The sequence below is a fragment of the Humibacillus sp. DSM 29435 genome, assembly GCF_001758225.1.
Lineage (GTDB): Bacteria > Actinomycetota > Actinomycetes > Actinomycetales > Dermatophilaceae > DSM-29435.
This window is the reverse complement of record NZ_MAST01000001.1, coordinates 459924-483125: the sequence shown is the minus strand read 5'-3', so window position 1 is coordinate 483125 and position 23202 is coordinate 459924. Positions and strand designations below refer to the sequence as shown.

The window sequence follows — 23202 nt, the reverse complement described above, 5'->3', positions numbered from 1 at the left end:
CCGCGAGATCGCCGGCCGCTTGTTCATCAGCGAGAAGACCGTCAGCATCCACGTCTCGCACGTGCTCGCCAAGCTTGGCGTGAAGAACCGCGGCGAGGCCGCCGCGCTGGCCCGGCAGACTTCCGCTCCCGGTTGACGCGTCGATGCTGCACCAGCACGCTTTCTTCACCGCGAGGCGGGCAGTGCGGCAGGTCCGCGCGGCGCGAGGCTGAGCGGCATCCGGCGGGAGTAGCGTGCGAGCCGTGCACCGGGTGCGAGTGAGGTTGGCGATCGCTGTGGTCGTCGGGGTCGTGGTCGGCCTCGTCGTGCCGCTGCCCTCGGCCGGCGGCCTGGTGCCCCACCTGCTCGTGGGGTTCATCGCGGCCGGGCTGGCCTTCGCTGGTCCCCTGCTCACTCACGTGATGCGCTCGGACGCCGCCTCGACGCGCCAGCACGTCGACGGTGAGGACCCGGGCGCCCGCACGAGCGACGTCATCATCATCGTCGTGGGTCTGCTGGCGCTGTGCGGGGTGGCGGTGCTGCTCATCGGAGCGGGCGGCGACCGCACCGCTCAGGTGGTCGACTCGGTCATCGGCGTGGTCGCGGTGGCCGTGGGCTGGCTCTGCGTGCACACGATCTACACGTTGCGCTACGCCCGCATCTACTACAGCAGCGACCCGCCGTGCATCGACTTCAACCAGCCGGAGCCGCCGCGGTACTCCGACTTCGCCTACTTCTCGTTCAACCTCGGCATGACCTACCAGGTGTCCGACAACGCCCTCCGCAGCTCCGACATCCGCCGGGTCGTCTTCGGGCACTGCGTGCTCGCCTACGTGTTCGGCACCGTCGTCATCGCCTCCACCATCAACCTCGTGGTCGGCATCTCGACCACCGGAACATGACCCCGACGCACCGAGCACACCCGACATTCGGGCCTCCCGGTAAGCGGCCGCGGCCGGTCGGTTCCGTCCGAGAGCCCCGGTGAACCGAAAACTCGCTCAGAGATCAGGATCTGGTGTGCCGCCTCCTCGACCCCCGATGGCGGCCCCTGCCGTCGACGGGGTCATCGAGGCCCTGGAACGGCTCGCCTCACTGAGGTCCCAGGGCATCCTGACCGACGAGGAGTTCGCGCAGCAGAAGGCGCGCATCCTCGGCGGCTGACCGGGCCAAGATGAACCTCCGGCGAACAGTGGGTCAAGTGCCTTGTGAGTGCTCCGACAGGGCCCGAACACTGGATGCGTGACCTCTGAACTCGTCGTGCTCGTCCTCGTCGTCATCACGGGGCTGGGCTTCGACTTCACCAACGGCTTCCACGACACCGGCAACGCCATGGCCACCTCGATCGCCACTGGTGCCCTGCGGCCCAAGGTGGCGGTTGCCCTCTCGGCGTCGCTCAACCTCCTCGGTGCCTTCCTCTCTGTCGAGGTGGCGCTCACCGTGACCAACGCCGTCATCAAGATCCAGGACAAGTCAGGCGCACCGAAGGCCGAGTTCCTCGCCGGCGGCGGCAACGCGCTGCTCATCATCGTGATGGCAGGGCTGGTCGGCGGCATCGTGTGGAACCTCGTGACCTGGCTCGTCGGCCTCCCCTCCAGCTCGTCGCATGCCCTCTTCGGTGGCCTCATCGGAGCCGGGATCGCCGGGCTCGGCTTCGGCGGTGTCAACTGGGTGGGCGACGGCAGCAAGCTCGACGGCGTGGTCGGCAAGGTGATCCTGCCGGCGCTGCTGTCCCCCGTCATCGCCGCCTTCGTCGCCACGGTGGGCACATGGCTCATCTACCGGATCACCGCCGGGGTCTCCAAGCGCCGAACCGAGTCGGGTTTCCGCTGGGGCCAGATCGGCTCCGCGTCGCTCGTCTCACTGGCCCACGGCACCAACGACGCCCAGAAGACGATGGGCGTGATCACGCTCGCTCTCATTGCGAGCGGCCACTGGTCGCAGACCGGTGAGATCCCCCTGTGGGTCAAGTTCTCGTGTGCGCTGGCGATCGCCGCCGGCACCTACCTGGGAGGCTGGCGAATCATCCGCACCCTGGGCAAGGGGCTGGTCGAGATCTCGAGCCCGCAGGGCATGGCTGCCGAGAGCAGTTCGGCCGCCGTCATCCTGGCGTCCAGCCACCTCGGTTTCGCCCTGTCGACCACCCACGTCGCCACCGGTTCGATCCTGGGGTCGGGCGTGGGGCGGCCGGGCGCCGAGGTGCGGTGGAGGGTGGCCGGCCGGATGGCGGCCGCCTGGCTCATCACGCTGCCGGCGGCCGCCCTCGTCGGAGCGGTGATGTGGTTCGTCGCCCACTCGATCGGCGGGGCCGCCGGCGCCGTCGTCGTGTTCGCGATTCTCGTCGTCGCATCGGTCGGCATGTGGCTTCGCTCGCGCCTGCAGCCCGTCGGAGCCCACAACGTCAACGACGAGTGGAGCGGGGCGACCACGACCGCCGTACGGCCCAGCGTCAACGCCTGAGGCCCTGCGAGATTCCGCACATCCACAGCGAACCTGAGAGACAAGGACTTTCGCGATGCACAACCTTTCCCTCGCCCTGGAAGGAGCCTGGCGTGTGCTGGTCGTCGGGCTCCTGCTCGGCGCCGGGCTGCCCGCCGTCTTCGCCCTCGGCATCCGGTCGCTCGCCATGACCGGCGGTGGTAGCTCGGTGACGGCCGGCGACGAACCGGTCGACGCCCCCACGAGCGCCATCGGCAAGACTCTCGCCACCCTGTGCTTCCTGCTCGTGCTCCTGGGGGTCGCGGTCGGCATCACCTTCATCGTCGCCTCGGGCTTCGGCAAGGCGCTGAGCTTCGAGCACCTGTACCCGACGCTCATCGACAAGTGAGGACGAACCGACCATGAGCATCGAACAGCGTCAGACTGTTCCCACGCGCATCCTCGACTGGCTGCGGGCCGGCTACCCGCAGGGCATCCCCGTGCGTGACTACGCGGCCCTGCTCGGGGTACTGCACCGCCAGCTCACCGACGACGACATCAGCGCGATCGCGGCCGACCTGGCGCTGCAGGCCGACGCCAGCGACTCGGTGGTCACCGAGCACGAGATCCGCCGGATGATCCGTGAACACGCTTTCCAGTCGGCGGCCCCCGATGACATCAGCCGGGTGTCGGCCCAGCTGGCACAGGGCGGTTGGCCGCTGTCGAACGACCTCGACACCTGAGCAGCGACGTCACGCAGCGTCCGCCGGCGGGCGGTTCGCCACCGCCCCGAACGCGGCTGAGCGGCATCCGGTCGACGTCAGACCGGATGCCGCTCAGCCCGCCACCACGCGTGGGCTCTCGCAGGTGTGGTCAGGACTTCGCTGCGAGGCGGGCCTTCTCGTCGTTCACCCAGGCCGAGAGCAGGCCGCCGAAGTGGGCCATGAAGTAGTCGTGCTCGTGCGCCGGGTAGGTCGTGACGACCGTCGACTTGAGCAGGTGGTCGAAGTCGTCAGACTGCACCCACTCGAGCACGGCCGCGTCGAGGTGCGGCAGGAACTCGTCGCACCAGGCCCAGTACGCCTCTGTCTCGAAGTACTCGTCGGCGATGGCCAGGTAGGCGTCGAGCTTCTGCTCGTCGGAGAGCGACGCGTCGTCGGCGATGTCGAAGTAGCGGCGCATCTCGAGGTCCATCGGGCCGCGACGACCGTTGACGAGGCAGTAGGCCGACCAACGCACGAGAGCCTTGATGGCCCAGGGGAAGTAGTAGTGCAGCGACGTGACGGCCACGTCGGGGCAGGCGTTCGCGTAGTCGATCGGGTAGACGTCGTCACCGGCGACGAGCATCTCGCACGAGTTGAACTCCCAGCCGAACATCGCGTTGACGATGCGGCTGATCGCGGCCGTCTGCTTGCCGGCCGACGGGCTGAGGAAGTCGTGGGTCACGGCGTACCGGTTGTGCATCGGCTGCTCGGGCCGGAAGTCCATCACCATCGTCTCGGGGCCGATCGACAGGGCCCGGGCGAAGTGCTGGTACTCCACGGTCGACTGCAGGTGCATGAGCATCTCGCCCGACTCGTCGTAGGCCTTGATGAGGTCGGCCTCGTCGTTGATGCGCGACACGCCCCGCCAGCCGCCCCCGTCGAAGGGCTTCATGTACATCGGGTAGCCGAGCTGGTTGGCGATGGCCTTGAGGTCGAACGAGAGGTTGTACTTCGCCGACGTGTAGGCCCAGCGCGAGTTGTCGACCGGGTTCTTGTAGGGCACCAGCCAGGTCTCGGGAACCTTCAGCCCCAGACGCATCAAGGCGACGTAGGCGCTGTGCTTCTCCATCGACTGGAAGGTGAAGGGACTGTTGAGCAGGTACGTGTCGTTCATCAGCGCGGCCTTCTTCAGCCACTCGCGGGGGTGGTAGTACCAGTAGGCGAGGCGGTCGATGACGAGCTCGGTGCGCACCGGCTGGCGCAGGTCGAAGGGCTCGATGGTGAGCCGCTCACTCGTGAGCTCATGGGTGACGCCGTCGGCGCCGGTGATGGGGCCGACCAGTCGCAGCAGCGCTTCGAACGCGGTGGGCCAGTCCTCCTCCGCCCCCAGCAACAGGCCGATCAGGTGGGTCTGGGTCTGCGACGTCTCGGTCATCGTGCGTCTCCTGCCTCGTGTTGCGTTGCCGGTGCCCGTCCGCTGGGGACGGCGCCGGGACCAATGCGGTCGATCCTTGCAAACCTTGGGCGATCTGTCGCTGTCGCGTCCGCGCCCGTCGCGAATGAGCTGCGCCAGCGGTGGTTGGGCTCGATCGTGCGGTCGACCAGAGCCGGCAACACCCGGCACACCGCGGCCCGCCACTGGGGCCAGTCGTGGCCTCCCGGAACGACCGTGAGGTCGAGGGTCTGCCCCAGCCGGGTCAGCGTCTGCGCCATTAGACGGTTGTTGGCCAGGTTCCCCTCGTCGGCGCCACAGGTCATCGCCACCACCGCGTCACCCCGTGGCTTGCGGGCCCGGCGCACCGACGAGACGAAGGCGGTGATCCGCTGCCAGTGCTCATAGCTCTCCTCGCCGTCAAGCCTCGGGCGGAAGAACGACCCCGACTGCAGCAGCAGTCCCGAGAACGTGCCGGGGCGCAACCACTCGCTCTGCAGCGCCGACAGGGCGCCGAGGCTGGCGCCCACGAAGAGCGGGCGCCCTGACAGCTCGTACCTCCCGATCACGGCCGGCAGCACGTCGTCGACGACTGCGGTGGCGTAGTCGGCGTTGGCGGAGTAGCGCGCGTCACGATCGTCGGGCACGAGCAGCGCGACCCGGCACGGCGGCATCCGCCCTGCCCCCGCGAGCGAGTCGAGAAAGCGCACGAGGCCCACTCGACGGGAGTATTCGGGGCCGTCGTTGGCCAGCAGCAGGGGTAACGGATCACCCCGGCGGGTGCCGGTCGGGGAGGCCACCACCAGCGCGATGTCGCCCACCGCGGTGCCCTCGACGGTCATGCGCACGCGGGCCATGGCCCCAACCTAGAGGCCCGGATGCCGTGGCCTTGCAGCTGGGTCGCGAGCAGAGGCGAGCAACGACGGGCCCGGCGGGTCAGACCTCCCGAGCCGTCGAACCGCAACACGAGCTGGGTGCCCGCCGGCGCCGACTGGATCATGCGCAGGATGGCCAGGGCCGGGTTGACGGCAAGCAGGCGAGCCCCGTTAGCGGTCGCCGCGGTCATCGTGTCCAGGTCGAGCATGGCGCCTCGGGCCACGAGCTGCTCCACGTCGAGGCCGACGAGCGCCTCACCGAGCGGATGGCTTTCGCCGCGACTCCGGGAGGTGGCCGCGTTGTCCACAGGCCGAGCCAGCGGGCTGGGGCGGCGTCGGTCGTCGATGGCAACATGGCCGTAGGCAACGACCACAAGGCGGTTAGGATGGGCAGGAACAACCAGACACGACGGCGCACAAAGGCAGCAGCGCGCCAGCGAAACGGTGGCGGCGCGACGTCCGGGGCCGCGGCGGGCGCTGGGTTCCGTCGTGACGCGCCTTGGGCTGAACCACGGGTCGAGCCACGGGCTGAACCGCGGGTCGAGCCACCGGCCTTCGACGAGGCCTACGAACGCGCGGTGGTGACCCACCTGCTGCAGGAAGCGCTCGACGCCATCGACTACCGGCGGGGCCACGACCTCGACGACGTGGCGGTCGGGCTGGCCGGGCGCTGCTCCGACCCGCGTCTGCAGCGAACCGTCATCGGGGTGCTGCTCGAGTCGATGACCATTGCGGTGACCGCGGCGTGGCGGCGAGGGTGGCAGCCCGCCGACGTTCACCGGCTCGCCGGCCGTCGGCTCGCGGTCGCCGACCAGGCCCTCGTCGTCGACGCCATGAGCCACGAGCTCAACCGCTACGCGGCCTCGACCATCGACCCGCACTGGCTGGCTCAGCTGAGCGAGCTCGAAGGCGGAGTCTGGTGGCCGAGCTCGGTCACGTGGATCGATGCCCGCCGCACGCAGGGGACCGACTGGCTCACCCTGGTTCTCGGCTGCCTCGCGGCGTGGCACCTGCTGGTACGCCTACCTACCCTCGAGCAGCTGACTCCGCTGCCCGGAGACGCGGTTGGCCCGCCCGAAGCGGCATCCGCTCGAACCGGCGACCCCGGTGGCCGGCCGCCGGTCGACCAACGTGTTCTCAGCCGCGTGCGCATGTTGCTCGCGAAAGCCGAGTCGACGACCTTCGAGGCTGAGGCCGAGACCTTCACCGCCGGGGCTCAGTCGTTGATGGCGCGGCACAGCATCGACGCCGCGCTGCTCGCCGCCGACGACGCGGCCCGACACCGAGGCACGACGGCGCCCCACGGCCGACGCATCAGCGTCGACAACCCCTACGACGCCCCGAAGGCGATGCTGCTCGACGCGGTGGCCTCGGCCAACCGGTGCCGCATGGTCTGGAGCCGAGAGCTCGGGTTCGGCACGGTGGTGGGCTTCGAGGCCGACCTCGAGTGCGTCGAGCTGCTCTTCACGTCGCTGCTCGTGCAGGCCACCCACACCCTCACCTCCGCCGGGTCACGCAGTGACGGCTACGGCCGCAGCCGCACCCGGTCCTTCCGTTCCTCGTTCCTCACCGCCTACGCCAGCCGTATTGGCGAACGGCTGGCCGAGGCGACCGCCGGCGAGGAGGCGGCTGCGACGGCTGAGGCCTCCACCCGGGGCCGCGAGCTGGTACCCCTGCTCGCCGCCCGGGCCGAACAGGTCGACGAGGCTGTCGACGAGTGGTTCCCCAAGGTGACCAGCCACAAGGTGGGCTCGGTGCGCGACGCCGAGGGTTGGCACTCCGGTCGGGCGGCCGCCGACCGGGCCCAGCTGGGCGCGGGGCCGACGATCGGTCGATAGCCCGCCGCCTCGGTTGGGCCGGGGGCTGCGGTGCTTCGGCGGCGCCAGCGGCGTCCCGAACGTGGTGTGATGTGGTCGCAGTGACGGCGTTGACGAGCGAGCGAGAGGGCCGCAGACGATGACCGACTACGGGCACGAGCTGCAGTTCGGGCTGTTTCCCAGCCCGGACGCCGACCGGGCCGACCAGACCCTCGAGTTGGCTCAGCTCGCCGACGTCTCTGGCCTCGATCTCGTCACGGTGCAAGACCACCCCTACAACGCGAAGCACCTCGACGCCTCGACGCTGCTGGCCGTGATCGCGGCACGCACCACGAACGTGCGGGTCGCCGCCAACGTCGCCAACCTCCCGCTGCGTCCACCGGTGGTGCTGGCCAAGTCGGTCGCCACCCTCGACATCCTCAGCGGCGGCCGCGCCGAGCTGGGCCTGGGCACCGGAGCCTTCTGGGACGCCATCGTCGCGGCCGGCGGCCCGCGGCGCACGCCCAAGGAGTCGGTCGACGCCCTCGTGGAGGCGATCCACATCATTCGCGGGGTGTGGGGTCAGAGCCCCGACAACCCCGGCGCGCGGTCAGTGAGCGTCACGGGCGAGTCGTACTCGGTGTCTGGGCTCCACACCGGCCCGAGCCCGTTGCATTCGGTCGAGATCTGGGTGGGCGCTTACGGGCCGAGGATGTTGCGAGTCACCGGCCGGCTCGGAGACGGGTGGCTGCCGAGCCAGGGCTACGCCGACCCCGACGCCCTGCCGGCCATGAACGCCGTCATCGACGAGGCGGCCGACGCGTCGGGGCGCGGGCACCAGTCGGTGCGTCGGATGTACAACGTGTTCGGGCGGTTCGGCACCAGCGCCGACTTCCTGCAGGGAACGGCGTCCGACTGGGTCGAGCAGCTGGCCGAGCTCACGCTGACCACCGGCGTGAGCACCTACGTGCTCGGCACCGACGACGCGCAGACGGTGTCCCGCTTCGCCGCCGAGGTAGCGCCTGGGGTGCGCGAGCTCGTGGCGGCCGAACGGGCCCGCCGCGCCGCGCCGCCCTCGCCGTCACCGTCGAAAGGGCACGTCGTGTCGCCGGCGCCGGCCGACGCGCCAGCCGAGACGAGGCGAGCTTCCCACTCGACGTTGCGGGTGCGCCCTACCCCCGACGACGGGCAACGACTGAGCCGCTCGCTGCCGTGGGACGAGACCACCCGGCCGGTGCTGGCCACCCCCGACGGGGCGGCGTACACCGACTACCAGCAGTCGGCGCCGCAGCACCTCGTCGACATCCACGACCACCTGCGCACCGAGCTCGCGCAGGTGCGCGACATCGTCGGCCAGGTGCGGCAGGGCCTGCTCACGGTCGGCGCCGCGCGCTCGCACCTCAACACGATGGCGATGCGCCAGAACAACTGGACCCTCGGGGCCTACTGCGAGTCGTACTGCCGGGTCGTCACCGGCCACCACACACTCGAGGACCGCAGCATCTTCACCCATCTGCGCCGAAGCGACTCCGGCCTGGAGCCGGTGCTTCAGCGCCTGGAGGACGAGCACCACGTCATCGCCGACGTGCTCGAACAGGTCGACGAGGCCCTGGTCTCGCTCGTCGGGTCAGACGGTTACGGCACCGCCGGCCACGCCGCGCTCGACGAGCTGCAGCGCGCCGTCGACCTGCTCACCGACACCCTGCTCTCGCACCTGTCGTACGAGGAGCGCGAGCTGCTGCACCCGCTCGCCGAGCACGGTTTCGGCTGACGACACCCCTGAGACCGTCTCAGACGGAGGCGGCGGCGCCGTGTGACAGTGCCTCGACCACTGCGCTGCAGAAGGCGGGCAGGTCGTCGGGGTTGCGGCTGGTGATGAGGTTGCCGTCGATGACCAGCTCCTCATCGACCCATTCGCCGCCAGCGTTGCGGATGTCGGTCTGCAGGCTCGGCCACGACGTGAGGCGCCGGCCCTTGAGCACGTCGGCCTCGATCAGCGACCACGGGGCGTGGCAGATCGCGGCCACGGGGCGGGCTGATGCGACGAAGTCGCGAACGAGCGAGACGGCATCCGCGTCAAGACGCAGCGCATCGGGGTTGGCGACGCCACCCGGCAGCACGAGCGCGTCGAAGTCGTCGACCTTGGCGTCGGCCACGGTGACGTCAACCTTCTTGGTGTCGCCCTTGTCGAGGTGGTTGAACATCTGCACCTCGCCCGAGTCGGGGCTGACGAGCACGGCCTCGTTGCCCGAGTCGACCACTGCCTTCCAGGGCTCGGTCAGCTCGACCTGCTCGATTCCTTCGGCGGCAACCAGAAATGCGACCTTCTTCGACATCTGAAGCTCCTTGCTCCGGCGCCCGCTGTGGAGCGGACGCTGGGTCTGAACGAATTGGTGGGCGGAACTGTCCGCCCCGTCATCCGTACCCCGTGGCACCACGGACGCACCCGGAACGAGATGTGACGAGCGCTACCTTCGTTTCAGCTCACGCTGCGCAGCCGCTGACGACGGGTGATGTCGGAGCACTCGAGGCAGACCTCCTCGGGGATGACCCCGAGCCGCATCAGCCCGGCGAAAGCCTGGCACCCGACGCAGACTCCCGCGACCGCCTCGAGGGCCGGGAAGATCACCATCAGCACGCCGATGGCGGCCACCGCGACGAGCACCCCCGCCCAACCGGTCACCAGGCTGATCACCCACAGCGCAGTCGCAGTGATGGTGAGCACAGCGCCGATGCCTGCGGCAAAACGCTTGGGAGCGCCCGGCGTCGGTCGAGGGGACGCCGCGACGTACGGGCGGATCAGTGTGCTGACGAAGTACGCGATCGGGCTGACCCGTGGCCCCAACGCCGCTCGCAGCACGAAGTCGACGCCGAGCACGGCGTAGAGCCACCACTGCTGCCCGACGAGGGCCGTCACCGCGAAGACAAGCACCACCGCTGCAATGAGGCGCACGGTGACGTCGTCGACGACAGCAGGGAACCGACCGTTGCTCATGTTTACATTATGCGTTACATAATTTTGTCTTATGCAAAGACAGTCAGCATCTGGATGCTGCGGCGTCCTTCGGGCGACACTTTCCGGCATCCTTGGGCCGTGACGCAACCCGTGGACCTCGTTCTTCTCGCCGTGATCGGGCTGGGGGTCTTCGCCTTCGCCAGCGCCGCCCAGGCCGTCACCGGCTTCGGTAGTGCGTTGGTCGCGGTGCCGATCTTCGCGCTCGCCGTCGACACCCGTACAGCCGTGGTCGCCACCACGGCCCTCGGGTTCGTTCTCACCGCCGGCACCGGCTACCGCGAGCGAGCGCACGTGCAGGTGCGCACGACCCGCAGGATCGTGGTGGCCAGTCTCGTCGGGATGCCGCTGGGCCTGGTCTTGCTCGCGAAGCTCGACGCCCGTTGGCTGTCGCTGGTCATCGGCCTGACCGTCCTGGCCCTCGTGGTTCTCCTGTGGCGCCGTATCACCCTGCCCCGCGGGGTGGCGGTCGAACGCGGCGCCGGGCTGGCCAGTGGGGTGCTGCTGACCGCGACCGGCATGAACGGCCCGCCCGTGGCGCTGGCCCTGCAGGCCTTGAACTATCCCGCCCGCCAGTTCCGCGCCACGCTGCAGGCCATCTTCGTGGGCCAGGACCTCATCGCCGTCATCGCCTTCGGTGTGCTCGGCTTTCTCAATGTGCAGGTCGCCGCGGTCGTGCTCGGCGGGCTGGCCGGAATCCCCGTCGGCTGGCTCGTCGGGGACCGCGTGATGCGCACGATGTCGGAGCAGCAGTTTCGCACCGGGGTGCTGCTCGTGCTGGTGGCGACGGCAGCCGTCACCCTGGTGGGCGTCATCGCCTGACGGATGGAGACGGTCAGCTGCAGCACACGCAACGGGACCGGCTCGTCGCAACCGGCTCGCTCGTCTGCGGGCTCGCAGCCGTCACCATGGCCCTTCGGGTGCCGCATTCCCGCAGCGAGCTGCTGAAATGTTGGGAGATGATAGCGCCATTCTGGCCGTCGTCAGGAGCGACCGTTGGTCGCATCCAGTTCACACCAGGCGGGGTCGTCATCCGGCATCCATGCCTGCGCCCGGTCGTCGGTGGCCTCCGAGGCGAGCCAGTCTCGATCGTGAGCGAGCGCAAGGGCGAGGTCGATCAACCGCGCCGTTGGCGAGGTGTCGTCGTCTTCACGCCAGCCGAGCGACCAGGGGTAATAGGGCTGAATCTCCATGGGCCAGTAGATCGGCAGTCCCGCGGTGGCGTACTTGTCCGCGTAGCTGAGGAAGTCGAGGTAGCGAACTGGGCTCCGCGTCCGGGTGACCTGTGCGAGACAGTGGCTGAAGGCGCCCGGCGTCCCCAGCCAGTGCATCGGCTGGCCCAGCCTCTCCTCCAACGCCGTGAGGTACTGCCCGTGGGCGTTGTACGTGCCAGAGTCCGGCGGATCCGCAAAGACGTGCAGCGGTCGTTGGTGGAACGAGGCCCTGGCCGTTCGGTCGTCGTCACCAGAGCCGACGATCACCAGGGGCTCGAGACGCAGCAGTCGATGTCGCCATCCACTCGGGTGGGCGATCTTCATCCGCGGGGTGACCCGCAGGATGGCGACGTCGAGCCGTCCTTCGACGAGGGCGTTCAGCTGCGTGATGCTGTCCATGGCGTGCTCGCGCAGCGGCAGGTCCGGCTCGGCCTGGGTGAACGCATCTGCGACCAGGCGGCTCGTGGACAGCTCGAACACGTGCGCGATCCGCAGGCCTTCGGGGCGAGTGGGCTGCGTCATCCCCTCGGCCATCGTCAACAGGCGCCGAGCGTCCTGCAGGAAGCTGTGGCCGCGGGCGGTCAAGGTCACATGACGGCTGTCCCTCACGAGAAGCGGTTCACCGATCTGCTGCTCAAGCTTGCGGACCTGTTTCGACAGAGCCGGTTGGCTCACGAAGAGTCGAGCCGCCGCCCGGCCGAAGTGCAGCTCGTCGGCCACCGCCACGAAGTAGCGCACCAACCGCAGGTCCAGGTCCATGCGCACCTCTCGGCGTCGGGGTGAGGATCAAGGCGCTGTGCCTTGGGGCGCACACCCACGTCTGGACGTCGCCGAGCTGCTCCACGCCGACGCTCACGCTAGTTGCTCACGTCAGCCGTGACGAGGCCTCTCGGTTATCGATCGGGCCGGAACGGGTCTTGGACGCCTCCCGACCGCTGGGAGCATCCTGAGAGTCGTCGCGAGGAAGCGACGCAACCTCTCCGGTGGAAAAGCCACCGGTCCGCTCCCCTGGAGGCTCGTCATGACTGCAGCTGGACGTCCCGTCGTCTTCATCCACGGCTTGTGGCTGCACGCGACGAGCTGGGGCCAGTGGGTCGACGCCTTCCGGGAGGCCGGCTATGACCCGGTCGCGCCCGGCTGGCCCCACGAGCCCGCGACCGTGGCGGAGGCACGCGCGAAGCCGGAAGACGTAGCGGGCATCGGCATCGACGACGTCACCAACCACATGGCGTCCGTGATCGATGGGCTCTCGAACGCACCCATCATCGTGGGGCACTCCTTCGGCGGGCTCATCGCCGAGAAGCTGCTCGGTCAGTGCAAGGGCGCGGCGGCTGTCGCCATCGATCCCGCTCAGATCAAAGGGGTGCTCCCGCTACCCCTCGCTCAGCTGCGCGCCGGGTTGCCGGGCCTCGGCAACCCGACCAACCGCACCAAGGCGGTTTCACTGACCGCGAAGGAGTTTCGCTTCGGGTTCGGCAACGCGGTGAGCGAGGAGGAGTCCGACCAGCTCTACGAGCAGTGGACGATTCCCTCGCCCGCCCGGCCACTCTTCCAGACGGCGGCAGCGAACTTCTCCATCCACTCCCAGGCGTCGGTCGACACCGACAATGCGAGTCGAGGCCCGCTACTGCTCATCTCCGGCTTGGAGGACCACACCGTTCCCGACGTCGTCACCCGATCCACCCTGAAGCAGTACCGCGCGTCGACCGCTGTCACCGAGCTCAAACAGTTCGAGGGGCGTGGCCACTCGTTGACGATCGACAGCGGCTGGCGCGAGGTCGCTGATGCCGTGCTCGCCTGGCTCGCGAAGCAAGGTCTCTGAGCCATGGACCTGGGTCTCTCCGGGCAGGTGGCGATCGTCACCGGCGCGAGCAAGGGCATCGGGCTCGCGATCACCAGGGTGCTCGCCCGCGAGGGAGTAGCGGTGGTGGCGGGAGCCCGGGAGGCCTCGCCGGAACTCGACAGTCTCACCGAGTCCGACGCGGTCGACTATGTGCGGGTCGACCTCAGCCAGCCGGACGGAGCAGCTCACCTGGTCGACGTAGCCGCTGGACGGGGACGCCTCGACATCCTCATCAACAACGTCGGTGCGGTGACACCTCGACTGGACGGTTTCATGGCGGTCACGGATGAGCAGTGGCTGGCCTCGTACACCCTCAACCTCATGGCCGCGGTGCGCACGACTCGGGCCGCCCTGCCCATGATGCTGGCCCAGGGGCGGGGGTCCATCGTGTCGACGTGTTCGGTCAACGCGTTCCTTCCCGACCCCGGGGTCATCGACTACAGCGCGGCCAAGGCCGCCCTGCGGAGCTTCTCCAAGTCGCTGTCGAAAGAGCTGGGCCCGAGCGGGATCCGCGTCAACACCGTGAGCCCGGGACCCGTCTCCACCGGCCTGTGGCTCGGCACCGACGGCGTCGCCGCGACCGTCGCGTCCAGGCAGGGCACCAACCCGGCCGCGGTCGCTGCCGCCGCGGCTGGGGACTCCGTGACCGGCCGCTTCACCCACCCGGACGAGGTGGCGGGGCTCGTCGCGTTCTTGGTCAGCGACGTCGCCGGCAACATCACCGGCGCCGACGTGGTCATCGACGGCGGCCTGATCACCACGACCTGAGCCGCGGCCAGGCACGTCCCACGCCGGGCCCCTACGCTGCTCCCATGGTTCTCAACATCGGAGCTCACGTCGACCAGGAAGACCCGATCGCGGAGGCGCAGGCGCGCGGCGCGACCCTCTCGCAGCTGTTCCTCGGCGACCCGCAGAGCTACAAGGGCCCGGTCATCCGCTATGAGGGCGGCGCCGAGCAGCTGCGCACCGACGCGGCGAAGGCCGGCATCGACCTCTACGTGCATGCTCCGTACCCGATCAACGTGGCCAGTCTCAACAACCGCATCCGCATCCCGGGCCGCAAGCTGTTGCAGCAGCACGTCACCGCCGCGGCCGAGATCGGCGCCAAGGGCGTCATCGTGCACGGCGGCCACCTCGGTGTCGAAGAGGATGCCGCCAAGGGCTTCGACAACTGGCGCAAATGTATCGACGGGCTCGACCTGGCCGTGCCGCTGCTCATCGAGAACACGGCCGGCGGCGACAACGCGATGGCTCGCCGGCTCGAGACGATCGCGCGGCTGTGGGACGCGATCGGCACCGCCTCCGGGGTAGAGAACGTGGGGTTCTGCCTCGACACCTGCCACGCCCACGCCGGCGGCAACGACCTCGACACCGTCGTCGACCGGGTACGAGCCATCACCGGCCGCATCGATCTCGTGCACGCCAACGACTCCCGCGACGCGTTCGACTCGGGCGCCGACCGGCACACGAACTTCGGCTCCGGTCACATCGACGGTGATGCGCTGGCCGAGGTGGTGCGAGCCGCCGGCGCCCCGGTGGTCTGTGAGACCCCGGGTGGCGTGCAGGGCCAGTCCGCCGATATCGCGTGGCTTCGCGGGGCCTCCGGCTGAGGCCTGCCGTTCGCTCGAGTTGCACTCTCCCCATCCAAAGTGCAAACTTGTTCTGTGATTGAAAGTGCAACCCTTCTGACGCGGACGCAGCGCAAGCAGTCGACGTTGCGCCGCATCAACATCGCCGCGCAAGAACTCGCCATCGAGAGGGGCTACGACGGCTTCACCCTCGACGACCTTGCGAGCGCGGCTGGGGTGTCCCGCCGCACCCTGTTCAACCACGTCTCGGGCAAGGAACAGGCCGTCGTCGGCGTCACCCCCGACTTCGACCCCGCGCTCGTCGCGCAGTTCCAGGCCGGTGGCCCGAGCGGCAACCTCTTCGACGACCTGCTCGCCCTCATCGTCGAGCTGCTCGACCGCGAGAATGCGAACCGAGAGGATGCCGGCCGCTTCCAGCGGTTGCTCGAGACCAACCCGAACCTCAGCCATCGTGTGCACGGCGAGCTGGAGCGCGTCTGCGGCGACGCCGTCGCTATGGCCGGGCACCGGCCGGGAGAGAACGACCCCGTGCGCGCCCGGGTCGTCGTCGTGGTTCTCGGAGCCCTCGTCGCCCACGCGATGAACGAGTTCGTGCGAGCCGACGACGACACCTCGCTCGTCGACCACCTACGTCTCGCCGAGGTGACGGCCCGAGGTCTGCTCGCTGAGCGGCATCCCCAAACTACCTGACCCGCAACACGATTCGACGAAGCCTAACCACGGTCGAACCCATGCGAACCACTGCCACAACGACGTGGCCACGCCCACTCAACTCCAGGAAAGTGACCACATCGTGGCAACCCGTCTCTACCGCCTCGGCCGACTCGCGTTTCGACGCTGGCCGATCTTCATCGTCGTCTGGCTGATCGCCCTCGTCGGAATCGCCGGCGTCAGCTCGGCCATCAGCAAGCCGATGCAAGACGAGTTCAGCATCCCCGGCATCCCGTCAGAGCAGGCACAAACCCTGCAGCAGGAACTCTTCCCGGGGGCCAAGAGTGCCTACGACGGGGCCACCGGCACCTTGGTGATCGCCGCTCCCGAGGGGCAGACCCTCGCCGAGCCGAGCAACACCAGGAAGGTCGACGCGCTGCTCGCCGACATGGCCAAGACCCCCCAGCTCGCCCCGGGGACGAAGTTCGTCAACCCGGTCACGGCGGCCGACGCCCAGCGCCAGCAGATCGTCGACGGCGCAGTGAAGGCGGGACAGCCGAAGAGCGCCGCCGAGGCGAACGCCTCAGCCGTGTCTCCCCTCAGCCCTGACGAGCGGGTCGGCACGGTCAGCTGGAACTTTGCGGTCGACAAGCCGACCGAGGTCACGAAGGCGACCCAGACCAGCGTTCTCGACCACATCGCGAAGGCCCGGGCCGACGGCCTGACCGTCGAGGTCAACGGCAGCGGCATGCAGTCGTTCGAGCTGCCCGGCGGCTCGAGCGAGCTCATCGGCATCGCTATCGCCGCCCTCGTGCTGATCTTCACGTTCGGATCCCTCGTGGCCGCAGGCCTGCCCATCCTCACCGCGCTCGTCGGCGTCGGCATCGGCGCACTCGGCGTCACCGGCGCCACCGCGTTCGTCAACGTCGGTAGCACCACCCCCATCCTCGCCACCATGCTCGGCCTCGCCGTTGGCATCGACTACGCGCTCTTCATCCTCTCTCGCTACCGGGCCGAGCTGGCCCGCACCGAAGACCGCGAAGAGGCCATGGGTCTGGCTGTGGGCCGGGCCGGCTCGGCGGTCGTCTTCGCCGGCATGACCGTGATCATTGCCCTCGCCGCCCTCTCAGTCGTCGGCATCCCGCTGCTCACCTCGATGGGCATCGCCGCCGCCGCCACCGTGGCCGTCGCGGTGCTGATCGCCCTGACCCTGCTGCCCGCCGTGCTCGGCATGCTGGGAGGCAAGGCCTTTGCCGGCCGGGTGCGCCGCAACCGGATCGTCTCGGATTCCGTCGTCGAGGCCCCCGGCACCGAGCTGACCCGTCGCGAGCGCCGCGCCCGCGAGCGCCAGCGTGACAACGGCGGCGTGCGCTGGGCGCAACGCATCTCGCGTCACCCGATCATCTTCGGTCTGCTCGCGGTCGTGCTGCTGGGGTCGCTGACGATTCCCGCTGCCGGTCTGCACCTCGCGCTGCCGACCGACTCGACGGCCTCCAGCGACACGACGGCCCGACGCGCCGCCGACCTCACCAACGACGCCTTCGGCCCCGGGCGCAACGCTCCACTGCTCCTGGTCGTCGACGCCCGGCAGGCCGGTGACGCCAAGGCCACCGGCCAGGCCATCGGCGACGTCACCGCCTGGGCCGCGAAGCAGAACGACGTCAAGAACGCCCAGGTCATCGCGATGAACAAGGCTGGTAACGGCGCCCAGATTCTCATCACCCCCAAGAGCGGCGCCGACGACGTGGCCACCGAACAGCTGCTCTCCGACCTGCGCGACGGGCAGGCGGCACAGGAGCAGGCCACGAACACGACTCTCGGCGTCACCGGGCTCACCGCGATCCAGACCGATGTCAGCGACCGGTTGTCTGGCGCTCTGGCTCCCTACCTCGCGATCGTCGTCGGGCTGGCCTTCATCCTGCTCATGATGGTGTTCCGCTCGGTGCTCGTGCCGCTCACGGCCACGCTCGGCTTCCTGCTCTCGGTGCTGGCCACCATCGGCACCACCGTGCTGTTCTTCCAGAACGGGCTGTTCGGCCTCTTCGAACCCGCGCCGATCATGAGCTTCACGCCGATCCTCGTCATCGGCATCGTGTTCGGGCTCGCGATGGACTACCAGGTCTTCCTCGTGACCCGTATGCGCGAGGCCTACGTGCACGGCACATCAGCCAAACAGGCTGTCGTCGAAGGGTTCCGGTTCAGTGCACGAGTCGTCACAGCAGCCGCGGCCATCATGATCTCGGTGTTCTCCGCGTTCATCCTGCAGGACCAGCCCCTGATCCAGTCGATCGGGTTCGCCCTCGCGGTCGCGGTACTCTTCGACGCCTTCGTCGTGCGGATGACCCTCATCCCGGCGCTGATGAACCTGCTCGGCGACAAGGCCTGGTGGCTGCCGGCCTGGCTCGACAAGCTGCTACCCAACGTCGACGTCGAAGGCGAGTCCCTCACCCGCGCCCGGGTGCAGGCCACAGCCGCGCCCGAGGTGGCGCCCACGACGGAAGAGAAAGAGCTGGAGACCGTCGGCTCCCGCTGAACCTCACGGGCACGCCTTTCACGGATGCCGCTGAGCCCGCCGCCGACGAACCTCAGTTCGCCGGTGGCGGGCTTCGTCACACATGCGTCACAGCACGTGGTGAGCCACGAGCTTGTTCAGGTACGCGACATCGGTCTTGCCACTGAACTCAAACTTCACCTTGCCCAGGCCCGAGAACCACAGCTCGAGCTCGGCGTCCAGGTCGAACGTACCTGCCGTCTCGACCGAGAATGCCTGGATCTTGGCCAGCGGTAGCGAGGTGAAGTCCTTCTTCTTGCCGGTGACGCCCTGAACGTTCACCGCGATGATCCGCTTTTACCATCACCGGAAAGTCCCTCAACCAGACCTACGATCGGCCTATGCCGACCAGCGAGGCTCCCGCCAAGCCGCCACGGGCCTACTCGGCCAACATCGGTCTGATCGTGGTCGTGGTCGTCGTGATGGGCGGCGCCATGCTGATCGCATCGGCAGTGGGCGCGGGTGCTAGCACCATCATCGCCGGGTTCACGGCCATCTTCTTCACCCTCGGCGTCGGGGGAGGCTCGCTGCGCGCCGACCTGCGCAAGGTGGCGTGGTACGGCCCGCTGACCGCAGTGTCGGCCTCGGTGCCACGCATCCTCGCGGAGTACAGCCACGGCGCAGCCCTGGCCCTGGTCTGCGTCATCATCTTCGTGGCCGGCCTGCTTCCCGCGCTGGGTAGGAACTACGCGCAGGCCGGTCTGGGGCTGGGGATCGCCACCGTGCTGGGGTTCGCGCTTCAGGCTGACATCGGGTCGCCGGGTCAGACCGTGGCAGCTGCTTTCATCGGCGTGGGCTTCGTGGTGGTGTTGCGGGTCCTGTTGAAGATGCGTGACCCCAGCGACGTGACGCGTCAGCTGGTGGCTGCGACGTTGATCGATACCGAGCCGGCCTTCGAGCCGGCGTACACCATGTGGTTGCGCGACAGGCCGGTGCGTTGGCTGGGTGACGCTCTCGGGGTGGCAGTGGGCTACCGCACCCTCCGCGGCGTCCTGCACGACGACGACGCCGTCACCGCAGACCTGCGCGCCGGCGAGGTGGCTGCGGTCGTCGCGGCGCGCGCACCAGAGCCACCCACGCCCAGCACGGACGACCCTTCGGGTGATGCGGCCGCGAAGACCGACGCACTCGATCGTGCTCTGCGTGCCCTTGACCGCATCGAGACAGCGGCCAGAGCCAGAGACACGGCGGTGGTGCGAGAAGCCGCCGCTACGAGGCGGGCGTTCGTGCGGGCGTCGGTGCGCTCGGTGCTGACCTGGCGTTCGCAGGTCCTCCGGCACGCCCTCCGCACCGCCGTTGGGGTGCTGCTGACGTTTCTCGTGGCCTGGGCGACCGTGGGGCCACACGACCCGCTGGTGACCTCCATGGCCACGGCATCCTTCGCGATTCTGCAGATCAGCTGGACCCAGTCGCTGTTCAAGGCCAGACAACGACTACTGGGCGTGACCGGCGGCGCCGCCGTGATGGCGATGGCGCTGTGGCTCCTACCGGGGTCGTGGCTGCTGCCGTTCTCCCTGCTCGCCGCGCTCACCGGGTTGTGGTTGATCGCCAGCAACCAGGTTCTGTCGATCGGCAGCTTCGTCGTCGTGTCGGTCGGCATGAACGTCGTGAGCCGAGGGCTGGACCCGACCCGCACGCTCATCGAGTATCTCCTGCTGCTCTTCGCGGGGGTCGCGATCGGGTTGCTGCTCGGCTTCACGGTCGTGCCAAACCTGCGACCGGACCGGGTCGAGGAACGGGTGCGACGAGCCACCGATACGACCGCCGAACTGCTTCGCGGCGTCGCGCTCTGGGCCCCAGCGGCGGCCGGGGAACGACCTGGGCGCAAGGTTCCCGACACGCTGGTACGACCGCTCTTCCGGATGCGCACTGCCGTTGAGAATCTCGGGTCGCCACTGAACCGCAAGGACGAGCGGGCGGGGGTTCAGGTCGAGCACTGCGCCGCGCTGGCCACTCGGTTCGAGACCCTGGCCATCGTCGGCCTCCTCGAGGCCGGTGAGGGGCGCTTGAGCGCGGCGACCCTCAGCGCGGCAGCGGGTGCGCTTGACGCGGTCGACTGCGCGCCCGCGAGCAGTGCAGCCGGCAAGCCGCGCGCACCTGAGTTCGTACAGCTGGCGGAGGGGGTCGCCCGTAGCAGCACGGAGCTCGTGGCCGCGTGCCGCAACGCGAGCAGTTGAGCCGTGTCGAGAAACGCCGGCCGGCTCCGACGTACCGTTCGTCAAGCGGTGACGCGACGCCGCCCACGAAACGAAGGAACCACCTGTGACCACCCACGACGAAACCGTCGCCCCTCGTACTGACCCCGAGACCGACCTGCTGCTCGGCCACCTGCGCGCCCAGCGGCAGCACGTGCTCGGCATCGTCGAGGGCCTCGACGAGGAGGCACTCCGGCGACCGGTGCTGCCCTCCGGTTGGAGCATCGCCGGCCTGCTCAACCACCTCGCACACGACGACGAGCGCTTCTGGTTCCAGGCGGTGGTGGCGGGCGATCCCGACGCCATCGCCGAGACGGAAGCTGGCGACAGCAGCGCCTGGCAGGTGTCGAAGGAGGTATCAGGCCAGTCGGTGGTCGACCGCTACCGAGCCGAGATCGGGCGTTCCGACGACATCATCGCCGCCGCCCTCCTCGATGACGAACCGCGCTGGTGGCCGGTGTTCTTCGGCGAGTGGCGGATGAACAGCCTGCGCGAGGTGCTGCTGCACGTCATCACCGAGACGGCCTGCCACGCGGGGCACCTCGATGCCGCCAGGGAGATCATCGACGGCAGACAGTGGATGGTGCTCGACTGACCACGGCGACGGCGGGCCCACTCAGCCACGACGACCCGCGTCACCCTTGCGCTGCCACGCCTCGGGTAGCGCGCCGAGCGGTCGGCGCCGCAGCCACGCCTGGCTGCTGCGCTCCGTCTGCTCGAGGTCTAGCTGGCGCAGCAGCTCTTCCACGGCGGCCAGCACCGGGCCCTGCAGCATCCACGCCTCCGGGCCCCCTCCCGGCGCGACGTCGAGGAACCGCAGCTCGGTCAGTACCGCCCGCGTCTCGGCGACGATGTCGAGGGTGCGGTGCAACGCCTCGTCGGTGTGGCCGGGGTTGGTGCTGAACTCCGCGTCCACGAGGTCGGCGAAGGCCCGCAACGCGTTCGCCACGTCGTCGAGGATCATCGCGAAGACGCGGCGCAGCTCGGCGCCGGTGGCGCTCTCGGAGGTGCCCTCACGGGCGGGCATCTCCTTTCCGATGACGATGAGGAGGGTGCGCTCGGCTGCCAGACACCGGTCGAGCCGACGCAGCACGCCCTTCAGCCCGGGGTGCACGGTCGCGGCGGCCAGGGCTCGCGGGTTGAGGGTGCGCCCTTCCTCGGCCGCCTGAACCGCGGTCGCGGCGTCGTCGATGTCGCCGCCGATGTGGTCGGTCCACTCGAACCACGCGGTGACCTCCTCGGGGTGCGGGGCCCGGCTGCCGAGACCGAGGGCCACCTCGTCGAGCAGGGCCGCCTGCGAGCGGGCCACGGCGCGAACCGACTCGCGAGCCCTGGCGTTGGGGATGGCGACCGGCACGAGCAGGCTGAACGCGATGCCGATGGTCGTGCCGATCAGCGTGTTGATGATGCGCACCTCGGCCGCCAGCTCGGGCGAAGACACCGCAAGAATGAGCATCGAGCTGATCGGGGCCTCCAGTGACTGGTCGCCCAGGCGCAGCACCTTGGCCAGGGTGAGCGAGGCGGTGATGACCAGGGCCAGACTCCACCACGACAGACCCAGCGTGGTGGCCACACCCACTGCGACGAGCACGCCGGTCAGCACCGCCCCGACCCGCACCAGCCCCATCTGCAGCGTGCCCACGGTCGAGGCCTGCACAACGAGCAGCGCGGTGAGCGGCGCCGTGAGGTCACCGGTGCCGGGCGACCACCAGTTGGCGGCCACGAAGGAGATCACGGCCGCGATGGTGAGCCGGCTGATCTGCACCGTGGCCGGTCGCAGCCGGTCGGGCACCTGCGACCAGGCGGTCGGGAACGAGGGCCACACCAGCCACATTCGCGAGCGCAGGCGCGAGCGCACCTTCGCGAAGAGCCGTCGCGACGACGACATCGTCATCGCCGCCGGGTCGACCGAAAGGAGTAACGCGCGACGTAGCGCTTCGACAGCCGGGTTCGTCGGGCCACCAGCGGGTTGCCCCGTGATGCCGAGGGGCCTCGCCTCGCTCGGCTGCGCCGGATCGTGTTCCACAGCTCGTGGGTCTGCACGCACCAGAACACCGCGAAGAGCACGATGAGCACCCCCTCGATCCAGAGCAGGGCGTGCTGCCAGCCCGTGGCCCACCGCCACCCGATCATCACCACCAGGGAGCCGACCATCAGCGTGGCGATGGCGGCGTACCGGTTGAGGTAGGCCCGCGCCCGACTGACGCCGGCGTTCTCGCGGCTCTCCCCGAGAGCCTGGGCGTTCATCACCACCACGGCCACGATGCAGGCGAACATCACCAGCGCCGCGACGTAGTGCCCTTTGACGAGAAACGTGGGGCGAGCCCAGAAGTACCCGGCTGCGACGACGACCAGCGTGAGCACCGCGGTCACGAGGCCCGCCCTGGAGCGCATCCCCCTGCGCCCCGACACCCGCTCGACATGGGCGACGAACCCGGTCACCACAACACCCGCCGCCCCCATCACCAGCAGCGCCCCGATGTTGTTGACGATGCTCGCACTGGTGTCGATGACGGGCACCGCCACCGACCGGCACTCCCCCACGTGCACCGTGGGCACGAAGGCGACCACCGGGGCGAGCATGCCGGCCACGTTGAGCAGCACGTCCTCCGACTCGGTGTTGCCCTTGATCACCACGAGAGCGACCCCGATCGCGACGAGGGCGCCGACGAACACCCCTTGCGCGGGCGTGTAGTAGTAGCTGCTGATCGACTCCTGCACGCAGCGGCGGCCCCCGGCGAACCACTCGATCGTGAGCGCGGCCATGAGCAGCAGCACGAGGGAGGGCATCGCGAGTCGCAGGTAGCGGTAGGTCTTGATCGAGTTGACGGGCGAGGATGCCGGATCATCGAGTCGCGGCTTCACCGGGCGAAGGCCTTCTCGACGACGGGCGGGCGCACGTCAGCCTTCCTCTCAGCTCATCGGCGGATTTGTCCGACTATCTC

General features: G+C 69.2%; 25 protein-coding genes. 16 read left to right on the top strand and 9 right to left on the bottom strand.

The window, feature by feature from the left end; translation table 11 throughout:
- Window positions 1-7 precede the first annotated feature (7 nt).
- From BA895_RS22950 to BA895_RS02295, 6 genes are all read left to right on the top strand, one after another.
- The gene (locus BA895_RS22950) at window positions 8-136 is read left to right on the top strand and encodes a LuxR C-terminal-related transcriptional regulator (protein WP_305778066.1); all 129 of its coding nucleotides are present in this window, start codon (window positions 8-10) and stop codon (window positions 134-136) included.
- Window positions 137-242: 106 nt separating this feature from the next.
- On the top strand, window positions 243-881 hold the full coding sequence (locus tag BA895_RS02310; RefSeq protein ID WP_070190296.1) for a DUF1345 domain-containing protein: 639 nt from the start codon (window positions 243-245) through the stop codon (window positions 879-881).
- A 115-nt stretch (window positions 882-996) separates the two neighbouring features.
- Window positions 997-1140 (top strand): SHOCT domain-containing protein, encoded by a 144-nt coding sequence (locus BA895_RS22945; protein ID WP_254666278.1) that lies wholly within the window; start codon window positions 997-999, stop codon window positions 1138-1140.
- 78 nt (window positions 1141-1218) lie between these two features.
- A complete protein-coding gene (locus tag BA895_RS02305; RefSeq protein ID WP_070190212.1) occupies window positions 1219-2436 on the top strand; it encodes an inorganic phosphate transporter in 1218 nt (405 codons plus the stop codon).
- A gap of 55 nt (window positions 2437-2491) precedes the next feature.
- Complete coding sequence (locus tag BA895_RS02300) at window positions 2492-2803, top strand: hypothetical protein (RefSeq protein ID WP_070190211.1); 312 nt, start codon at window positions 2492-2494, stop codon at window positions 2801-2803.
- A gap of 13 nt (window positions 2804-2816) precedes the next feature.
- Window positions 2817-3137 (top strand): DUF3349 domain-containing protein, encoded by a 321-nt coding sequence (locus BA895_RS02295; RefSeq protein WP_070190210.1) that lies wholly within the window; start codon window positions 2817-2819, stop codon window positions 3135-3137.
- 130 nt (window positions 3138-3267) lie between these two features.
- Here BA895_RS02295 and BA895_RS02290 read toward each other — a convergent pair whose 3' ends face one another.
- From BA895_RS02290 to BA895_RS23815, 3 genes are read right to left on the bottom strand one after another with little or no spacing between them, the layout of a single operon-like run.
- On the bottom strand, window positions 3268-4533 hold the full coding sequence (locus BA895_RS02290; RefSeq protein ID WP_070190209.1) for a RimK family alpha-L-glutamate ligase: 1266 nt from the start codon (window positions 4531-4533) through the stop codon (window positions 3268-3270).
- Window positions 4530-5387: an esterase family protein gene (locus tag BA895_RS02285; RefSeq protein ID WP_070190208.1), complete on the bottom strand. Its 858-nt coding sequence runs from the start codon at window positions 5385-5387 to the stop codon at window positions 4530-4532. The genes BA895_RS02290 and BA895_RS02285 overlap by 4 nt, the downstream gene beginning before the upstream one ends.
- Window positions 5369-5779, bottom strand: a complete 411-nt coding sequence (locus tag BA895_RS23815; protein WP_070190207.1) for a hypothetical protein — start codon at window positions 5777-5779, stop codon at window positions 5369-5371. The genes BA895_RS02285 and BA895_RS23815 overlap by 19 nt, the downstream gene beginning before the upstream one ends.
- Window positions 5780-5983: 204 nt before the next feature.
- Between BA895_RS23815 and BA895_RS02275 the strand changes: the two genes are divergently transcribed.
- Window positions 5984-7243 (top strand): DUF2786 domain-containing protein, encoded by a 1260-nt coding sequence (locus tag BA895_RS02275; RefSeq protein WP_070190206.1) that lies wholly within the window; start codon window positions 5984-5986, stop codon window positions 7241-7243.
- Between the two features lie 118 nt (window positions 7244-7361).
- On the top strand, window positions 7362-8972 hold the full coding sequence (locus BA895_RS02270; RefSeq protein ID WP_070190205.1) for an LLM class flavin-dependent oxidoreductase: 1611 nt from the start codon (window positions 7362-7364) through the stop codon (window positions 8970-8972).
- A 19-nt stretch (window positions 8973-8991) separates the two neighbouring features.
- Here the strand turns inward: BA895_RS02270 and BA895_RS02265 are convergent, their stop codons facing one another.
- On the bottom strand, window positions 8992-9537 hold the full coding sequence (locus BA895_RS02265) for a type 1 glutamine amidotransferase domain-containing protein (RefSeq protein WP_070190204.1): 546 nt from the start codon (window positions 9535-9537) through the stop codon (window positions 8992-8994).
- Between the two features lie 143 nt (window positions 9538-9680).
- Entirely contained in the window at window positions 9681-10196 is a 516-nt protein-coding gene (locus tag BA895_RS02260; RefSeq protein ID WP_070190203.1) for a DUF4395 domain-containing protein, read from the bottom strand.
- A 99-nt stretch (window positions 10197-10295) separates the two neighbouring features.
- Between BA895_RS02260 and BA895_RS02255 the strand changes: the two genes are divergently transcribed.
- On the top strand, window positions 10296-11036 hold the full coding sequence (locus tag BA895_RS02255; RefSeq protein WP_175442226.1) for a sulfite exporter TauE/SafE family protein: 741 nt from the start codon (window positions 10296-10298) through the stop codon (window positions 11034-11036).
- Window positions 11037-11197: 161 nt separating this feature from the next.
- Here the strand turns inward: BA895_RS02255 and BA895_RS02250 are convergent, their stop codons facing one another.
- Window positions 11198-12187: a LysR family transcriptional regulator gene (locus BA895_RS02250; protein WP_070190201.1), complete on the bottom strand. Its 990-nt coding sequence runs from the start codon at window positions 12185-12187 to the stop codon at window positions 11198-11200.
- Between the two features lie 262 nt (window positions 12188-12449).
- Between BA895_RS02250 and BA895_RS02245 the strand changes: the two genes are divergently transcribed.
- From BA895_RS02245 to BA895_RS02225, 5 genes are all read left to right on the top strand, one after another.
- Window positions 12450-13250 carry an alpha/beta hydrolase gene (locus BA895_RS02245; RefSeq protein ID WP_070190200.1) on the top strand — a complete coding sequence of 267 codons (801 nt, stop codon included), beginning with the start codon at window positions 12450-12452 and terminating at the stop codon, window positions 13248-13250.
- A gap of 3 nt (window positions 13251-13253) precedes the next feature.
- Window positions 13254-14039: an oxidoreductase gene (locus BA895_RS02240; RefSeq protein WP_070190199.1), complete on the top strand. Its 786-nt coding sequence runs from the start codon at window positions 13254-13256 to the stop codon at window positions 14037-14039.
- A gap of 44 nt (window positions 14040-14083) precedes the next feature.
- Entirely contained in the window at window positions 14084-14881 is a 798-nt protein-coding gene (locus BA895_RS02235; protein ID WP_070190198.1) for a deoxyribonuclease IV, read from the top strand.
- Window positions 14882-14935: 54 nt separating this feature from the next.
- A complete protein-coding gene (locus tag BA895_RS02230) occupies window positions 14936-15550 on the top strand; it encodes a TetR/AcrR family transcriptional regulator (RefSeq protein WP_175442225.1) in 615 nt (204 codons plus the stop codon).
- 103 nt (window positions 15551-15653) lie between these two features.
- A complete protein-coding gene (locus BA895_RS02225) occupies window positions 15654-18044 on the top strand; it encodes an MMPL family transporter (protein ID WP_070190295.1) in 2391 nt (796 codons plus the stop codon).
- An 87-nt stretch (window positions 18045-18131) separates the two neighbouring features.
- On the opposite strand, the gene BA895_RS02220 is transcribed toward BA895_RS02225, so the two are convergent.
- Window positions 18132-18350 (bottom strand): PH domain-containing protein, encoded by a 219-nt coding sequence (locus tag BA895_RS02220; RefSeq protein ID WP_305778065.1) that lies wholly within the window; start codon window positions 18348-18350, stop codon window positions 18132-18134.
- 53 nt (window positions 18351-18403) lie between these two features.
- Here BA895_RS02220 and BA895_RS02215 point away from each other — a divergent pair, with 53 nt between their 5' ends.
- The gene (locus BA895_RS02215; RefSeq protein WP_070190196.1) at window positions 18404-20239 is read left to right on the top strand and encodes a hypothetical protein; all 1836 of its coding nucleotides are present in this window, start codon (window positions 18404-18406) and stop codon (window positions 20237-20239) included.
- 85 nt (window positions 20240-20324) lie between these two features.
- The gene (locus BA895_RS02210) at window positions 20325-20852 is read left to right on the top strand and encodes a DinB family protein (protein ID WP_070190195.1); all 528 of its coding nucleotides are present in this window, start codon (window positions 20325-20327) and stop codon (window positions 20850-20852) included.
- A 21-nt stretch (window positions 20853-20873) separates the two neighbouring features.
- Here the strand turns inward: BA895_RS02210 and BA895_RS22940 are convergent, their stop codons facing one another.
- Both BA895_RS22940 and BA895_RS23370 read right to left on the bottom strand, forming a co-directional pair.
- Window positions 20874-22151 carry an aromatic acid exporter family protein gene (locus tag BA895_RS22940; RefSeq protein WP_139142472.1) on the bottom strand — a complete coding sequence of 426 codons (1278 nt, stop codon included), beginning with the start codon at window positions 22149-22151 and terminating at the stop codon, window positions 20874-20876.
- Entirely contained in the window at window positions 22148-23122 is a 975-nt protein-coding gene (locus BA895_RS23370) for a hypothetical protein (RefSeq protein WP_070190194.1), read from the bottom strand. The genes BA895_RS22940 and BA895_RS23370 overlap by 4 nt, the downstream gene beginning before the upstream one ends.
- Between the last annotated feature and the right edge of the window lie 80 nt (window positions 23123-23202).

What these genes read in the sequence shown, in the direction of transcription:
- BA895_RS02240 (WP_070190199.1), top strand. Translation starts at nt 13,254, where the DNA reads ATGGACCTGGGTCTCTCCGGGCAGGTGGCGATCGTCACCGGCGCGAGC.
- BA895_RS02260 (WP_070190203.1), bottom strand. Translation starts at nt 10,196, where the DNA reads ATGAGCAACGGTCGGTTCCCTGCTGTCGTCGACGACGTCACCGTGCGC.
- BA895_RS02290 (WP_070190209.1), bottom strand. Translation starts at nt 4,533, where the DNA reads ATGACCGAGACGTCGCAGACCCAGACCCACCTGATCGGCCTGTTGCTG.
- BA895_RS02250 (WP_070190201.1), bottom strand. Translation starts at nt 12,187, where the DNA reads ATGGACCTGGACCTGCGGTTGGTGCGCTACTTCGTGGCGGTGGCCGAC.
- BA895_RS02300 (WP_070190211.1), top strand. Translation starts at nt 2,492, where the DNA reads ATGCACAACCTTTCCCTCGCCCTGGAAGGAGCCTGGCGTGTGCTGGTC.
- BA895_RS02265 (WP_070190204.1), bottom strand. Translation starts at nt 9,537, where the DNA reads ATGTCGAAGAAGGTCGCATTTCTGGTTGCCGCCGAAGGAATCGAGCAG.
- BA895_RS02245 (WP_070190200.1), top strand. Translation starts at nt 12,450, where the DNA reads ATGACTGCAGCTGGACGTCCCGTCGTCTTCATCCACGGCTTGTGGCTG.
- BA895_RS02215 (WP_070190196.1), top strand. Translation starts at nt 18,404, where the DNA reads ATGCCGACCAGCGAGGCTCCCGCCAAGCCGCCACGGGCCTACTCGGCC.
- BA895_RS02235 (WP_070190198.1), top strand. Translation starts at nt 14,084, where the DNA reads ATGGTTCTCAACATCGGAGCTCACGTCGACCAGGAAGACCCGATCGCG.
- BA895_RS02295 (WP_070190210.1), top strand. Translation starts at nt 2,817, where the DNA reads ATGAGCATCGAACAGCGTCAGACTGTTCCCACGCGCATCCTCGACTGG.
- BA895_RS02270 (WP_070190205.1), top strand. Translation starts at nt 7,362, where the DNA reads ATGACCGACTACGGGCACGAGCTGCAGTTCGGGCTGTTTCCCAGCCCG.
- BA895_RS22940 (WP_139142472.1), bottom strand. Translation starts at nt 22,151, where the DNA reads ATGACGATGTCGTCGTCGCGACGGCTCTTCGCGAAGGTGCGCTCGCGC.
- BA895_RS02285 (WP_070190208.1), bottom strand. Translation starts at nt 5,387, where the DNA reads ATGGCCCGCGTGCGCATGACCGTCGAGGGCACCGCGGTGGGCGACATC.